At 42.4% G+C, this 14,744-nt stretch carries 20 protein-coding genes; 9 read left to right on the top strand and 11 right to left on the bottom strand.

Going from position 1 to position 14,744, the window contains the following annotated elements; all coding sequences use genetic code 11:
* Positions 1-50 precede the first annotated feature (50 nt).
* On the bottom strand, positions 51-857 hold the full coding sequence (locus F6K46_RS24950; protein ID WP_293023387.1) for a DUF1868 domain-containing protein: 807 nt from the start codon (positions 855-857) through the stop codon (positions 51-53).
* 24 nt (positions 858-881) lie between these two features.
* Here F6K46_RS24950 and holA point away from each other — a divergent pair, with 24 nt between their 5' ends.
* The 4 genes from holA (at position 882) to ureE (ending at position 4,075) form a co-directional block, all read left to right on the top strand.
* A complete protein-coding gene (holA, locus tag F6K46_RS24945) occupies positions 882-1,874 on the top strand; it encodes a DNA polymerase III subunit delta (protein ID WP_293023390.1) in 993 nt (330 codons plus the stop codon).
* Between the two features lie 203 nt (positions 1,875-2,077).
* Positions 2,078-2,590 (top strand): DUF4168 domain-containing protein, encoded by a 513-nt coding sequence (locus F6K46_RS24940; protein ID WP_293061940.1) that lies wholly within the window; start codon positions 2,078-2,080, stop codon positions 2,588-2,590.
* Between the two features lie 309 nt (positions 2,591-2,899).
* A complete protein-coding gene (locus F6K46_RS24935; protein WP_293061938.1) occupies positions 2,900-3,346 on the top strand; it encodes a DUF4168 domain-containing protein in 447 nt (148 codons plus the stop codon).
* A 285-nt stretch (positions 3,347-3,631) separates the two neighbouring features.
* Positions 3,632-4,075 carry an urease accessory protein UreE gene (ureE, locus tag F6K46_RS24930; RefSeq protein WP_293061936.1) on the top strand — a complete coding sequence of 148 codons (444 nt, stop codon included), beginning with the start codon at positions 3,632-3,634 and terminating at the stop codon, positions 4,073-4,075.
* On the opposite strand, the gene F6K46_RS24925 is transcribed toward ureE, so the two are convergent.
* From F6K46_RS24925 to F6K46_RS24915, 3 genes are all read right to left on the bottom strand, one after another.
* On the bottom strand, positions 4,063-4,305 hold the full coding sequence (locus tag F6K46_RS24925; protein ID WP_293117448.1) for a hypothetical protein: 243 nt from the start codon (positions 4,303-4,305) through the stop codon (positions 4,063-4,065). The two genes, ureE and F6K46_RS24925, sit on opposite strands and share 13 nt — an antisense overlap.
* 119 nt (positions 4,306-4,424) lie before the next feature.
* Positions 4,425-4,814 (bottom strand): alr0857 family protein, encoded by a 390-nt coding sequence (locus tag F6K46_RS24920; protein ID WP_075899057.1) that lies wholly within the window; start codon positions 4,812-4,814, stop codon positions 4,425-4,427.
* Positions 4,786-5,349, bottom strand: coding sequence for an HNH endonuclease (locus F6K46_RS24915; RefSeq protein WP_198954014.1), 564 nt, complete (start codon positions 5,347-5,349; stop codon positions 4,786-4,788). Before F6K46_RS24915 ends, F6K46_RS24920 begins: the two co-directional genes overlap by 29 nt.
* A 428-nt stretch (positions 5,350-5,777) precedes the next feature.
* Here F6K46_RS24915 and F6K46_RS24910 point away from each other — a divergent pair, with 428 nt between their 5' ends.
* Positions 5,778-6,119, top strand: coding sequence for a hypothetical protein (locus F6K46_RS24910; RefSeq protein WP_293023401.1), 342 nt, complete (start codon positions 5,778-5,780; stop codon positions 6,117-6,119).
* A 104-nt stretch (positions 6,120-6,223) separates the two neighbouring features.
* Here the strand turns inward: F6K46_RS24910 and F6K46_RS24905 are convergent, their stop codons facing one another.
* The 5 genes from F6K46_RS24905 to F6K46_RS24885 form a co-directional block, all read right to left on the bottom strand.
* Positions 6,224-7,663 (bottom strand): S-layer homology domain-containing protein, encoded by a 1,440-nt coding sequence (locus F6K46_RS24905; protein WP_293061922.1) that lies wholly within the window; start codon positions 7,661-7,663, stop codon positions 6,224-6,226.
* Positions 7,664-7,833: 170 nt separating this feature from the next.
* Positions 7,834-8,016, bottom strand: coding sequence for a hypothetical protein (locus F6K46_RS24900; protein WP_293061920.1), 183 nt, complete (start codon positions 8,014-8,016; stop codon positions 7,834-7,836).
* 278 nt (positions 8,017-8,294) lie between these two features.
* Entirely contained in the window at positions 8,295-8,549 is a 255-nt protein-coding gene (locus F6K46_RS24895; RefSeq protein ID WP_293061918.1) for a type II toxin-antitoxin system RelE/ParE family toxin, read from the bottom strand.
* Positions 8,549-8,809, bottom strand: coding sequence for a type II toxin-antitoxin system prevent-host-death family antitoxin (locus F6K46_RS24890; protein WP_293023410.1), 261 nt, complete (start codon positions 8,807-8,809; stop codon positions 8,549-8,551). The genes F6K46_RS24895 and F6K46_RS24890 overlap by 1 nt, the downstream gene beginning before the upstream one ends.
* Positions 8,810-9,299: 490 nt before the next feature.
* On the bottom strand, positions 9,300-9,554 hold the full coding sequence (locus F6K46_RS24885; protein ID WP_293061916.1) for a hypothetical protein: 255 nt from the start codon (positions 9,552-9,554) through the stop codon (positions 9,300-9,302).
* A 374-nt stretch (positions 9,555-9,928) separates the two neighbouring features.
* Between F6K46_RS24885 and F6K46_RS24880 the strand changes: the two genes are divergently transcribed.
* Entirely contained in the window at positions 9,929-10,081 is a 153-nt protein-coding gene (locus F6K46_RS24880; protein ID WP_293061914.1) for a hypothetical protein, read from the top strand.
* A gap of 184 nt (positions 10,082-10,265) precedes the next feature.
* Positions 10,266-13,340 (top strand): DUF4407 domain-containing protein, encoded by a 3,075-nt coding sequence (locus F6K46_RS24875; RefSeq protein WP_293061912.1) that lies wholly within the window; start codon positions 10,266-10,268, stop codon positions 13,338-13,340.
* Positions 13,341-13,352: 12 nt separating this feature from the next.
* Here F6K46_RS24875 and F6K46_RS24870 read toward each other — a convergent pair whose 3' ends face one another.
* Entirely contained in the window at positions 13,353-13,559 is a 207-nt protein-coding gene (locus F6K46_RS24870) for a hypothetical protein (protein WP_075899041.1), read from the bottom strand.
* Positions 13,556-13,846, bottom strand: coding sequence for a DUF433 domain-containing protein (locus F6K46_RS24865; protein ID WP_330359427.1), 291 nt, complete (start codon positions 13,844-13,846; stop codon positions 13,556-13,558). The genes F6K46_RS24870 and F6K46_RS24865 overlap by 4 nt, the downstream gene beginning before the upstream one ends.
* A 335-nt stretch (positions 13,847-14,181) precedes the next feature.
* On the opposite strand from F6K46_RS24865, the gene F6K46_RS24860 reads away from it, so the two are divergent.
* Both F6K46_RS24860 and F6K46_RS24855 read left to right on the top strand, forming a co-directional pair.
* On the top strand, positions 14,182-14,316 hold the full coding sequence (locus F6K46_RS24860; RefSeq protein WP_269086991.1) for a hypothetical protein: 135 nt from the start codon (positions 14,182-14,184) through the stop codon (positions 14,314-14,316).
* 50 nt (positions 14,317-14,366) lie between these two features.
* Complete coding sequence (locus F6K46_RS24855; RefSeq protein WP_143727581.1) at positions 14,367-14,621, top strand: hypothetical protein; 255 nt, start codon at positions 14,367-14,369, stop codon at positions 14,619-14,621.
* Positions 14,622-14,744 lie beyond the last annotated feature (123 nt).

Below are 14,744 nucleotides of genomic sequence, written 5' to 3'. Positions count from 1 at the left end.
TCCCCACCCCATACTCTGCTCCAACTCAAACACTAAGCACGCGAAAGCACTCAAAACTCCAAAACTGGCCATTCTGGTTCCCGCAAGAAGCGCATCATATCGTCAAACTTCCTTAATTGAGCCTGCCGAATCGATAGTACACTCCCTTCTACTTCTAAGGCTTGGCCACTTAACTCGAATAGGATATTGCTAATGCGATCGCTATCCAACTCCTGGGGGATATCTCCGAAATATCCTAGAGTGATGTGAGCCGTAAAATGGTATTGCTGTTCAATACCTAGAGCCATTAAATCAGAATTTTGATAAATACACCGACGAAGCTGGGAAATGCGATTGTATGCCTGTTCATCCTGGGGTGCTAGACATACACCAATCGCCCTGGGCATCACCATTAAGCCCAATAGCTGCCAGCTAATAGGATTACCACCATTTGCTAAAGAGGTTTCCTGGCTGATACTGACAGACTTGTCAAAACTTGCCTGTATCGACTTAAGCAGTTGAGTTTCAAACTGTGGATTTTCAGCCGTGGCATCTCGGTAGGCATTTTCCCAAATCAAGTCAGCCAAGGTTAAATGAAAACTATCCGGGGGTATCGGTACCATTAAACCCGGGTCTAGTTGCTGGAGAAGCTCTTTTTGGAGCTGCTGCATGTTATCATAGAATGTTGAGTTATTAGTCTCTTCCTCCCAAGGTGGTGTGATTACAGTGTAACCAGGAAAAGGGGCAGGCTCTCTGCTGCCATTAGGGAGACGTTTAAACTTGGGTGACTCTTGGATATTGAGTAACTGCGATTGATAGGTTGCGGTTAGGGTAAGCCGTGTGACCCGATTTAGATAAGTTTGATATGTATCGTCCAATTTTGCCCCCTTACGTGTTCTGATATGGGAATTTACCTCTATTGGGGAAAGGATGACTTTGCCATGGCCCAAGCCCTGGACAAGCTCCGTCAATCCCTAGTTGACCCCAACTGGGCTAGTTTTAACTATGACAAAATTTCCCCAGACCAACCAGATGCCGTAATTCAAGCCTTGAATCAAGTCATGACTCCTCCGTTTGGCATGGGTGGACGTCTAGTGTGGTTAGTCGATACAACCGTTTGCCAGCAATGTTCGGACAATTTACTGGCAGAATTAGAGCGTACTATACCAGTCATTCCTAAACACTCCGTTTTGTTACTAACTACCCCCCATCGACCAGATCCACGACTCAAGTCCACGAAGTTACTGCAACAGTACGCCGAGATTCGGGAGTTTGCTCTGATTCCCCCCTGGAAGACCCAGCAGCTAGTGCATCGGGTCAAGTCGTACTCCGTTGAATTTGGAGTCAAACTAACCAATAGTGCAGCTGAACTCTTAGCCGAATCCGTTAGCAATGACACCCGACAGTTATTCAACGAACTGGAAAAATTACGACTCTACGCGCTGTATGACAGCCAACCCTTACAAGAAAGTACCGTTGCCACCCTGGTAGTGGCTAATACTCAAAATACCTTGCAACTGGCAGAGGCGATTCGAGCAGGGGATGGGGCAAAAGCCTTGGAGTTGTTAGCTGCCTTGATCAACCAGAATGAACCTCCTTTAAAGATTGTCGCTACCTTAATTACCCAGTTTCGTACCTGGTTGTGGGTGAAGTTGCTGGTGAGTGAGGGCGAAACCGATCCAAATGCGATCGCTAACACCGCCAATATCAATAACCCCAAACGAGTTTACTTCCTCAAACAAGACGTGGAGTTCCTTTCCCCCAAGCAACTCATCTCCACTCTGCGGGTGTTGCTGGAGTTAGACCTCAACCTCAAAACGGGAGCAGACCCCCTTTCAACATTACAAACTAAGGTGATACAACTTTGTGAAATCTTTAACAGTTCAAGAGTTTAGACCAGTCAGTGGCTTCACCCAGGCTAGCTTTAAGGTTGAAGGTTAAATTTTTTTTATACTCATGCTTGATATTTATCCTGTCTGCACTTCCCAATTCCCAGAAGCTCTTGCCTTATGAGGAACTTATCCCCCATAAATTAATTCACATTAAACTAGCCCTTAGTGGTTTTGGTTATTGTTTATTTTGCTTTTAATTGATCATCATGCTCACTGCTAACTCTCTAAAACTTAGCTTGACCCAACTTTTCTCCCAATCTCTACTTGTCGGAGGACTTACTGCTATTAGTTTGCTATCTGGATTTATCCCTGAGCTTTCTGAAGACTCTTATACCCTTGTTATTAGCACTTCAGCCTATGCTCAAGATGTCACCTCTGACATTAGTCCTAATGACGTCACTCAATATGCTGAAGTTCTATTACAAATAGAGCCTATTCGCGCATCTGCCTATGAAAAAATCACTACAATCCTAGGAGAGCCACCAGAAATTTTGTGCGATGACTCCGAGAGCATCAATAAGCTCCCCTCGACCGCCCAAGAGATTGCTAAAGATTACTGCCAACAGTCAGAGGTAATTGTCTCTAAGTATTTTCCCGAAGGAGGAAATAAACGCTTCAACGAAATTACTATTGAGATGCAAGATAATCAAAATTTACGGGAACAGATTCAAAGTGAATTAGTGCGTATTCAACAAGCAAAATTTGACGCTAGCTTTTAGCTAGATATAGCTCTAAGAATCAGCAACTTATTCCCTTGAAGCATAACTTCAACCATAACTTCAACCATAATTAAATGTTTTTGGTTAAAGCGTAAGGCTCTCAACGTTCCTCTTGGGCAAGCAGTAAGACGAGTTGTACACCTGGGAATTATCAATCAAGTTTACACCGATAATGGTATAGTTATCAGAAAAAGAACCATAATAGCTAGCCACTAGCAATAGTAAAAAATAGACTAATCCAGCTTTCGGCAAAGCCGACGCTGCGCGAACAGGCTAGCCAGTGCAGGTCGCTGATCTCCCAAAAAACTAATGAGCAAATTTATCTATCCCTTGGGATGGCTTGCCGGAATGATAGTGGTTTTGGTTGGATGTTCTTCCAGTCCAGACCCTGACCCCACGGCAGCTATCCCCACAGTAGCCTCATCTGAAGTGAAGAGTCAGGAATTGAAGAATTACGCCAAAGCTGTTCTGGCGATCGATCAAAATCGTCAAGGTGTCTACGAGGATATTCAGGAATTAACCAAAGACAAGGACAAGATAGTTCCTGAAATTAACTGCACCCAAGTAAAAACCATAGCAGCTCTACGTCGAAATATCCGAGATCTGGCTGTAAACTACTGTAACCGCTCGAAAACCATTGCTGAAAGTCATGACTTGGCCATATCTCGATTTAATTCAATTACCGTTAGCGCTCAATCCGATCAGAAGTTACAACGGCGAATCCACAATGAACTAGTTCGCTTACAACAAAATTGACAATATGTCAAGCTTGTAGGGTGGGCAAAAGCGGTCAGCCCTCAGCCCTCAGCCCTCAGCTTTGTGGCACAGGCTTCCAGCCTGTGACTTCACTGAGATTAAACCAATGCTTACCTGTTTTATTTCTTATTAAAAAGCTGATAACTGATAACTGAATGCTGAATGCTGAATGCTGAATGCTGAATGCTGAATTCTGAATGCTGAATGCTGAATGCTGAATGCTTACCTTTGTCCACCCTACTTTAATTGGTATTTTAGTCTCAATTCAGCAATGATCAATTGCCCATGCTCACCTTTACGAAACGCCTCAGAGCTAATCAGAATACTAAAGTCGGCTTTACCCTCTCCTTAACAGCCGAGGAGCGTACCCGAACTCGCCACCGCTTTGAAACAGCGGATGGGGAAAATTTGTATTTGCGCTTGCCTAGGGGCAGTGTCTTGCAGGATGGGGATTTACTGGAAGCTGAAGAGACAAAGGTGATGATCCGAATTGCTGCTAAACCAGAACCGGTACTGACTGTCACCTCCCAAAAACCGGTGAATTTGCTGCGAGCTGCTTATCATTTGGGTAATCGCCATGTGCCTTTAGAAGTAACGGCTAGCTATTTAAGGTTATCTCCTGACCCGGTTTTGCAAGGGATGTTAGAGCAGTTGGGGGTAGAGGTACACCAGGAAGTGGTACCGTTTCAACCAGAAATAGGTGCCTATCGACATACTCATGTTGAATAGGGAATAGGGAATAGGGGGAAGATTGTGGGGAGATGGGGAAGTGTGGGGAGAGGGATGAAGTAATTTTCGAGGCTTAAGAGTATCTTTAAATACATTGTATTGATGCAAAGCGCGAGTGGTTTGGGTTCTTTGTGGGTCACCTGCGTCGGAACCTTGTAAGTTCCGTGGAACGCCATTCGCAGATCTGACTCCCCATCTCCCCATCTCCCCAAAGCTCCCACAGCTCCCACACTTCCCTCTCTTTCCCTACTCCCTACTCCCTACTCCCTACTCCCTAAAACCAAGGAAGAGGTACTTTACCCAATTGAAAATTGCGATAAAAAGAGGCACACCTAAGTGCGCCTCTTGATCAATCCTTCGGAACAGAAGCCCGATGGTTAGCCTCTTGCCACAGCTGATAGAGAAAAAACTCAACAGCATAGTTCATTGCTGTTACAAAAATTCCCTCTTCATCCTCTGGATCTGACGTTAGCCAGGTGCCTTGTAGGCTTACTTCAACATATTCCGCATCACAAATCGATAATGCGATCGCATCTGTTTTGTCTTGCCGCACAAACACCTCTAATTGCCTGAGGTGGGGCAAGTCAGCTGGTAGCAAAAATGAGGCAGTGCTGGGTTCGATATAGAAACTTGCACCCGCACGGAGCGAGACAAGGGTTCGTGTGGTTACCCATTCTTCTAGGGATTGAGCCAAACGCTCTAGATAAAAGCTATTTTCGGTATAAATCAGTTTCAGCATTACCTGTAACCTCCTCCTCTAACCGATTGATTTGCTGTTGACGCCAAAACTGTTCCGCAAAAGCAACAGCTGGATGCATGGGTGCTTTGGGCTGCCTGGGTAATTTCATTCCCGCTTGGTGGGGAGTGCGGTTGCCTTTAAGGCTATTACAACTCTCACATGCCGTAACGACGTTGTCCCAACTGTGTTTTCCGCCTTTTGACCGAGGAATGACATGGTCAAGGGTTAGCTTTTTGGTGCTGCCACAGTATTGGCACCGATGCTTGTCCCGTCTTAAGACCTCCCGCCGATTTACTGGAGGAACTCGCCAAGTTGGTTCGGTTTCGGTAAGTATCAAGCGGATATGGCTTGGTACCAAGATCACTACACTAGGGGAACGGACTTTGTAGCCCTTACCACCAAAGAAATCGATTGGTTCAGCTTTGCCGGTAACCAACAGAGCAATCGCTCGTTTGATATTGACTCGATTAATAGGTAAGTAGTTTTTGGAAAAAACCACTACCGATTGCTTTAACACCTCAGTTGTGCTTGTCACGGATTGACTCCTCATAAACCAAACCCCCGCTTCTGTTTGTCAGGAGCGGGGGCGTTTAAGATTTTTTAGGGTAGGCTGATTGCTATGTCAGTAGTGCTAGCGTTCGCCTATACCTCCCGCTGTGTCTATTTAGTTTCAGATTGATCTCTGGCCGACAATTGACTGGTTGTGAATCATGCCTTCTATACTCGACTGTTCTCTGTGCGATCGAGTCATATTTGCCCCTAAACAAAAGCTCCACCCATATTGCCCCGAATCCAGAACCGCCGAAGCAGTTGATATCTGAGCAATTGGTGGAGGAGGTTAAATGATGACTCATAGAAGATGAAATGTTTGAAGGCGAAATTTGTGAAAAACGATTTTCAAGCCGCTTTTTAAATACTACACTTGTATTACGGGAATGTCCAGATATTTGGAGGAAAAAATTAATGCCTACACTCACCCGTCAAAACTCAACCACTGATATGGAAGTTACCAGCATCCGTCTGGAGCGACAGTTGAAAGATAAACTCAAAGAACTTTCTGGCACTCAGGGCTATCAAGCTCTGATTCGAGATATTCTCTGGAACTATGTCCAGCACAAGTCTGGTGATTATCGACCTCAATTTTGTAAGTCTGATATCAGAGCCAGCATTCAAGCGATCGCTGAGCGCAAAGAGCGTTGTGTACTAACTGGCAAGTATATAGAACCCCAAGAGCCCATGTTATTAGGACTGACGATCAACGGAGAGATGCTTCCCCTCAGTATCGGTAGTCTGTCCGACTGTTAAGCATTTGCCTCGATACAAGTGAAGAGACATGCGTTCGCTGAAAGCGGGGCTTCGCCCATCGCATGTCTCTTCTCAATCCTTGACTAGGCACTCTTGTAGGTTAGTTAGCGAGTTGGAACCTTCAACTGTGGCACTTGCGGAAGCTCAAGTTTTGGTGCTTCTAGAACTGCTGGAGCTTCTGGTGTTGCTGGCATTTCTTCAGTGTCCATAGCTTCTGGGATTTCTTCAGTGTCCATAGCTTCTGGGGCTTCTGGCATTTCTGGCATTTCTGGCGTTTTAGTAGCTACTTGGAGATATAAATCAGAACCCAGTGTTAGTGGTAAATCATTTTCCGGATCAATGATTATAGGATTTTGCTGCTCCGGTTGTTGATTAGAATCACCACCAGTTAAGACACCAGTCAAAATATTAACCGCAGCACCTTCTAATGTTTGTGTCTCCGTATCATCAGGCTTAGCATCAGTAACCAGTTTCGAGGTAGCATTGATGGTGTTATAGGATAATTCACCAATTTTAAGTTTTTGAGCTACAAACTGAGTACCAAGAAACTCAGAACCACTATACCGAGGTACTAATTGACCCTCAATCTCGCTGTCTTTTGGAATTAAGACTATTCCTTGATCATTTTTGATGTCCTCAGCTACTAACAGCGTCATATCAATAGTTTCACCACGCTCCACAGCCACCTTGTCTGATACTGTGTAGGCTACATTAATCATTGTGCCTTTGGAAACTTGATATTCCTTAGTTTCAAAGGAGTCATCCTTACTAGTCATTGACTCAGTGGACTCAGTGGAATCAGTTTTTTCAGTTGTCTCAGTTGATTCCATCAGGCTGTCGTCACCCACAGGTTTAGTCTCTCCCGTCAGCTGAGCAATATATTGAGAGGCTGGATGTTGACTAGACAGGGGAGCTAATACCTCTTGATTCACTAAAGCTTGATGAATAAAGGCTGCCACTTCAGCACGGGTAGCAGGTTGACCAAAATCGAGATAGGTTACATTCGGGTAGTTAACCACCATAGCCTTTTCGGTAGCAGCCGCAACGCTAACTTTGGCATAGTCAGGGATTCGGGATAGGTCTTCATAGGAAGAGAGAGTGTTCTTGACTGAAGTGCTAGAGTATAAACCCAAACCATTGGTCAATGACACCAATACTTGTCCCCGAGAAAGTGGCGAAGATGGACGTAGTTGGCTATTAGATTTATCCTGCTCAGTTAGGTTACGACTTACCCAATACTCAGCCACTTCACGATCAAATGTTTTGGGCAAGGCTAAATTATTTTCGCTGAAAGCTTGGCTCACCATCGCAGAGAACTGAGCGTAAGTAACAGCTTGATCAGGTTTAAAGGTGCCATTGGCATATCCATTTACCAGGTTTTCTGCTGCCAACCCTTCAATGAATGGTTTTGCCCAATGACCTTGAATATCAATAAAGCTAGTTTGGTTTGGAACCGCAATTACCATCGGCGCAGTCACACCAGTTACTATTCCCAACAGCAACATGGCAGTGCTTGTGGAATTCCAAGTAGACGCACTAGACATAGAACACAACTCTCCTGATTTAGATAACTCTTCCAGATAGCTCAACTCCTTAGTTATCAGAGTTGATAGCCTCTCAAACACCATCCCCAGACGCACAGGTGACCTGAAAGTTCCCAGGTTTTAAAAAAAAAGATCGGTAGAGGTAGGCGAGTTAGATCAAGTCCGGTTAATCAGTTACAAAAGGGAATCGGGAATCGGGAATCGGGAATCGGGAGTCGGGAATCGGGAGTCGGGAATCGGGAGTCGGGAGTCGGGAATCGGGAGTCGGGGTAAGACGAAAATTTACTGTACCTCGTCAGTATGATAAACGCTATAAAAATGTTTCCTATCTCCCTATTTCCCCATCTCCCCATCTCCCCATCTCCCTACTCCCTGCTCCGAAGTCCCTACTCCCTAAAACCCAGGACTTTCACGCCTCACCTATTTGATAAATACTATAAAAATACTATAGTCATGACTTATCGCCCAACAGCATCCACTTTGTTAACGCACCCTACAAGATGGGCGATTGGCTTTGGCCTTTGGGCCACGCGGGGCGCGTTTGGCCACGCTACGGGATTTACCGTTCGCACAGCGTCGGGCTTTGCCCGAAAGGTCACGCTACGGGAACGCACTATGCAATACCATTATTTTATTCTCCATAATGAGTTTTGGCGCGGTGAATATAGATCAGGTTCTGCTCATTGTCAATTGTGTAAATAATTCTATCTTTATAACTTAAACGCATAGAAAAGAAACCAGCAAGATTGCCCACCAGCTTTTTACCAGCATAAGGATTTATACTGATCGTGTCCTGAATCATTGTTTTGAGTTTTTGCTTTAATTTTGGCGTAAGTTTGGCAACATCCTTTTTAGCCTCTTTAGTAAAACGAACTTCATAAACCATCAATCAATATCTCCCAAGACTTCATCTAGGGAGTAGGTTTCATTACTGTTTATTTGTTCAAGGGATCTTTGTAGGCTTTCCCTCATTCCAGGTATTGAAAGTAATTCTAAGGTTTCTTGTAAGCTTTCATAGTTTTTTCGAGAAATTAAAACAGCAGATCCATTAGAAATCTCTATTTCATAAACTTTGTTTTCTTCTGTAACTGATTCAACTAGGTTAATTAACTCTTTTTGGGCAGCAGTAACCGTCAGTTTTTCCATTTTTTTTATTTCCTATTTTTGTTATTATAGCAGTTCTAAAGTCGCTGATTTACTCTGCCCTTGGGGGTGCATCATAACCTTCAACATTTAAGAATTAAGAATTAAGAATTAAGAATTAAGAATTCTACCTTCTGCCTTCTACATTCTTCTACATTCTTCTACATTCTACATTCTACATTCTACATTCTGCCTTCAACCTTCAACCTTCTAACCTTCAACATCCCAACCTTCAACATCCCAACCTTCAACATCCCAACCTTCAACATCCCAACCTTCAACATCCCAACCTTCAACCTTCTAACCTTCTAACCTTCTAACCTTCAACTAAAAAAAAGTAGCCGCAGAAATACCTTCCACGGCTAGGAAATTTTACTATGCCTGAACTTTGTACACCAACCCAGAAATAATCCGATCCGATTGACCAAAGGTCACCCTAGGGGAACAGATTTGATTTTTGGGCTAGGGGGGGAACCCCCCCTAATAAGTTAGTCTAATCTAGAATTATGTACTTCGTCATCGTCGTGATGAATTCGCCAGGAATTCCAGTGGGCTGAAGGGGGCTCCAGTCGTAAATTTGGGCATAACGCAGTGCAGAAAGGGTATACATGGTGTTGCTTATTGCCCGGCGGGAGCCCTTCAGAATGTGCTGAACGGGGTATTTTTTTCGGAAAGGTTCCTGAGGAGTATTACTAGGAGTGATATCCTCAGGATTGTTTTCTTGATTCGGGCGAAAGTTGTCAGGCATAGTTCAAAATTGGTTTTGAAGTTAATGATATAATCATAACGATTATATCATTAAGTGTCAAGGGTTTTTAGAAATTTTTTTTTGAGGGGTAATTGAAATAAATCGTACGGTAATGGAATGGAAGCTTGTTTGAAAAAAAAGGGAATATGGGATAGGGATTGTAATGGTTTTAAGTCACTTTATGAGATAGGAAATACTTAATTGACCAAAGGTCAATCGCAAAGTGCCCCAGAATGCGATCGCGTAGCGGCTCGTACCGAGCATCCCGTAGCGTGACCATTCGCGTAGCGTGGCTTAAAGGCCAAGGTCAATCGCTTCCCAACAGAATTCCATAATCTTATATACTACTTTTTGAATGTAGAGAACCCAGAACCATGAAAAGCGATCACGATGGTCATCATCTCACCCTCGACTCATTCGAGAACGACAGGATCGTTCCCCTGCAATGGAAGGTAATTGGGACTGTTGCTGCCAGTAACACTCAAACAACTGACAAAAGTCGTCTACTTCACAGAACATACGGGTGATATCCAAACGCGATACAATATTGGTTATAGCTGGCTCAGACTCAATTGCTTCAAATCTAGTCGAGCGCCTTTCTTTCACCTTTGTGCAGTTCGTCCAACTCACGTTACAATAATAACGATTAAGGTAGCGAAAGAGTATTTTTTTTCCCATTCATTAGTTAACTAATTAACTCAATTTGTTGTTATGGCAATTGATCGGGTACCTGGCGTTTATGTAATCTCTCAAGATGAGGTTGGAATTGTCTATAAAAAGTTTGGTAGTCCTTTACCATCTAATCGTCAAATTGCTCTTAATGGAGAAATGGGTTGGCAGGTTGATACTCTTGGTCCTGGACGACATTTCCGCTCTAGGTTGACCTATAAAGTTTTCAAACAAAAGGCTATACAGATTGATAAAGATGAAATTGGATTAGTAACAGCCAACGATGGTGCTTCTCTTCCCACAGGTAAAATGTTTGGTAAAGTTGTCGAAGAATGTGATGACTTTCAAGATGGTCGTGCTTTTATCAACAATGGTGGTCAACGGGGTAGGCAGTTAGGTATTTTAAGAAATGGTATTTATCGGATTAATACTCAACTTTTTTCTGTTGAAATAAGGCCAATTATTAATATTAATGACTATGAAATTGGCTTAGTAGAAGCGAAAGATGGCAAGCCACTTCCGATTGGAAAAACCTTTGGTGATGCTGTTGAATGCAACAATTTTGAGGATGCTCAAGCATTTATTAATAATGGAGGATATAGGAGCCAACAGTTAAAGATTCTTACTACTGGCAAATACGCAATTAATACAGAACTTTTCAAAATTAAGAGAGTTGAACTTATCAAAATTGGAGTTAATGAAGTAGGGTTAGTGGAAGCAAGGGATGGTGAGCCACTTCCACTTGGTCAGAACTTTGGTAAAGTTGTTGAATGTGGCACTTTTCAGGACGCTGAAGCATTTATCAAAAACGGCGGTCAACAAGGGAACCAATTAGCAATTATTCCTCCTGGAATTCACTACATTAATACAGAGTTGTTTAAAGTTCACAATGTCCCACTAATTAATATTCGCTCAGGGGAGATAGGGCTAGTTATTGCTCAAGATGGTGCTGAACTACCACCAGGACAAATACTAGCTAAAGCTGTAGATTGCGAGAATTTTCAGAATGCTGAAGCCTTTCTCAACAACGGTGGTCAACAAGGTAAACAGCGAGCAATTCTTACTGAAGGTTACTATAGAATAAACACTGAACTATTTACAGTAGTTACTACTGACAATGCCCAGCAATATGGACTGAATCCAGAACAATTAAAAGTTTACAGAGTTGAATCAGGTAAAATTGGTATTGTTACCACTTTTGATGGTAAGCCCTTACCAGGAGGGGACATTGCGGGAGCAGTTATTGAGGGACATAATAAGTTTCAGGAGCCACAGGAGTTTATTGATAAAGGTGGCTATCGAGGTTTACAAGAAGAATTTATCGAAGAAGGTTTTTGGAGTTTAAATCCTTGGTTTGTGGAAGTTGAACAAGTTCCTTTAACTAATATTAAAACGGGAACAGTTGGAGTTTTAATCTCAAATGTTGGTAAGAATAGCCAAGCAAATCAAGAGCAAACTACTTATGGTTCTCAGTTTAATATCGGGTATAAAGGGATTCAGAACATACCAATAGAAGCTGGAACACATCCTATCAATACAAGAGTGAAAAGTATAGTAATAGTTCCTGTCCATGAAATAACTTTGGACTGGAGGACAGATAAAAATAAACCAGCAACCAACTACGATTCTAATTTGGAAACCTTAAAGCTTCGCTCAAAAGATGGCTTTATTTTGAATCTTGAAGTCACACAGGTTATTAATATTTATCCCAAAAATTCCCCTAAAATGATATCTCGTGTGGGTTCACCAAATGCTAATAGTTATAAGCAAGTTGAGGAACAAGGAGGAGTTCTTAGCTGCTTGTCTAATGGTGCGGTTAAATATAGCTCCATTAAAAACCTTGTGAATAGGGTATTAGAACCGATGGTTGATAATTACTTCCGTAATTCCGCTCAAGAATATAATGTCTTAGACTTCTTACAACAACGGGATCAAATCCAGGAACGAGCTACAGAACATATCAAAAGTGCTCTTAATGCTTATGGTGTTGAAGCGGTTGGTACTTTTATCAACGAAATTGGCTTACCAGCTGAACTTCAACACCTAATACAGGCTCCAACAATTAAAGATAATTTAAATTCACTAGAAAAATTATTGCTATGGTCTGCTGGTGCAGATCATGATATTTTGGCACAAAAAGAATGTTTGACAGAACGATATAAATATACAGCAATTGGTACCACGGTTTTGCTAACATCAACAACGGCTATTTTTTCCGGTGGTTATGCTCTTTTTACAGTATTCGGTTCTGTAGCAGCTTCTTGTGTAGGAGGAACTTTTTGGAGTTTTATAGTTTTTAACTTAGATCGTTTTTTAATTTTAAGCTCTAAGAGAAGAAAATCGGATTCAAATTCAAACTTGCCATTTATTGCAGCAACAATTCTTCGATTAGTAATAGCCTTATTATTGAGCTTTGTGGTTGCTAAACCCCTTGAATTGAGGCTTTTTGAAAAAGAAATTAACCAGAAAATAGAACAAGATAAAAATGAGATAAGAGAAGAAAAAATTAACGAACCAATAAAAGAATTGGAGCAAGAAATTAAAGGATTAAATCAAGAAAAGGACAAGTATAAAAATGAATGGAAGGACGCCGAAAATGTGGCTAATGCAGAAGCAGAAGGTACACAGGGAACAGGCCAATTTGGAAAAGGAATTGTTTATCAAGACAAACGAAATTATGCAGATGAAATAAAACAAAAATTTATTGAATTAGATAATAAAGTTAAGGATAAAGAGGAAACAATAGATAAGCTTAGGCAAGAACGTAACCTGATTTTGCAGTCACCAGAGAGTAACTTAGAACAACTGAAAGAACAAATTGACAAAGAATCAGATGGCTTCTTAGCCCGTCTTGTTGCTTTAGAAGAACTATCTAAAGACGATCCGAATATTCGTAATATTAATTGGCTAATAACTGCCTTATTCGTCACTATTGAAATCTCACCTATATTAGTTAAACTTTTGTCTGGCAAAGGTCCTTATGATTATTTACTTGAACAGAAAGAAAGTCAGGAAAATTATAATGAATATTTCCGCATTAAAAAAGAACAAAGACTTCTCTTATCTGAAGAATTATCAAAAAAATACATGAAAAAAATTAATGATTTTGAACAGTAAATTAGTAAGGATTCAGGTCTCGAAAGAAGGGATGAGGGAAGGAGGTTCCGTTAAATGACCCGATTGAGCCATGAGAGCTTGCTCGTTCGCGTAGCGTGACCAAAGGTCAAAGAAATCCATCACCGACCGTTGTTGAAAACGACAAGTTTGGACTGGTCCCTGTTGACGCACTAATTGAACAGTTAAAGGAGAGACACCCATATCTGCTAAAAACTTCATGCTGCACTTCCACTGAAGGGACGAACTTGCTCACTAGCTAAAAATGCTGCATACAGAAGACTAGCTTTAATATCTTCTGCTTCTAGATAGGGATAAGCTTCAATAATTTCGTTGACATCCATACCGTCGGCTACCAAACTCAGTACTAGAGATACTGTAATCCTCATGCCTCGAATACAAGCACGTCCTCCCATTATTTGGGGATCAAAGCGATGCAGCAAGGGAACAGGGGAGGCAGCGCGGTCTTGGGGGTTCCCCCCATGAGCGACTGCCGTGGTTTCCCCCACTCGCGCTTTGCATCAAGACAGGTAATGCGTTCAAATACCAGTTTATTATCTGTCATAGCTCACACCTTGTATAGTGGTTTTTAATTGAGTGAGGTACTTCAGTCCTGGGTTTTAGGGAACAGCGGATCTGGGAACAGGGAACAGAGAAGAGGCAAGAGGAATCCCCCCTAACCCCCCTTAGTAAGGGGGGCGGGCAAGAGGCAAGAGGGAAAAAATCCTGTGTACCTCATTAGGCTATAAATTGCTGTATTTTTCTTCACTATATTAGTAATTCCCTTACTTGATGGGATCAGCTCCGCTAGTGCCGTAGGCGATCGCAATTCCAAGAGCCCCAGATGATTTCCTACGATATTGTCGGGTGGACGGGTGAGTTTTCGGTGCGTTACACTTTGTTAACGCACCCTACAAGATGGGCGATTGACCTTGGCCTTGGCCTTTGGGCCACGCTACGCGAACGCACTTTGGAGTAATGACTTCCTAGTCAGTATTGCCAATTCACAAAGCAACTCACAAAGCAACTATGAAAAAACCAACCTTAGATGCAGCCTCTAGAAAACCGACTGAAGAAAATCCCGAAGAAATACGCCAAAAATTTACCGCTCTTGCTTCCCAAGGTCGTCAAGAAGTAGAGGCGTTATCCTCGACTGTCGAAATGTCAAAACATCCCGCTTATCAAGAAATCATCAAGATGGGAGAAGGGGTAATTCCTTTTTTATTGGAAGATTTGCAGCAAAACCCGCTCTATTGGTTGCCTGCTTTAGGTCAGATTACCTGAGGGGGTGACATGAGCCCTGAAAAGCTTACTAGGTAAGGCTTTGATGCCAATTATTTCAGGAAAGATAAACTCCCAAATTGACCCTTCTTTGATGTTCTGGACGCTCAAACCCTTATAACTACG

The sequence above is a fragment of the Moorena sp. SIO3E8 genome, assembly GCF_010692445.1.
GTDB classification, from domain to species: Bacteria; Cyanobacteriota; Cyanobacteriia; order Cyanobacteriales; family Coleofasciculaceae; genus Moorena; species Moorena bouillonii.
Note: the sequence above shows the minus strand (reverse complement) of the source record. Positions and strands in the feature narration are given on the sequence as shown.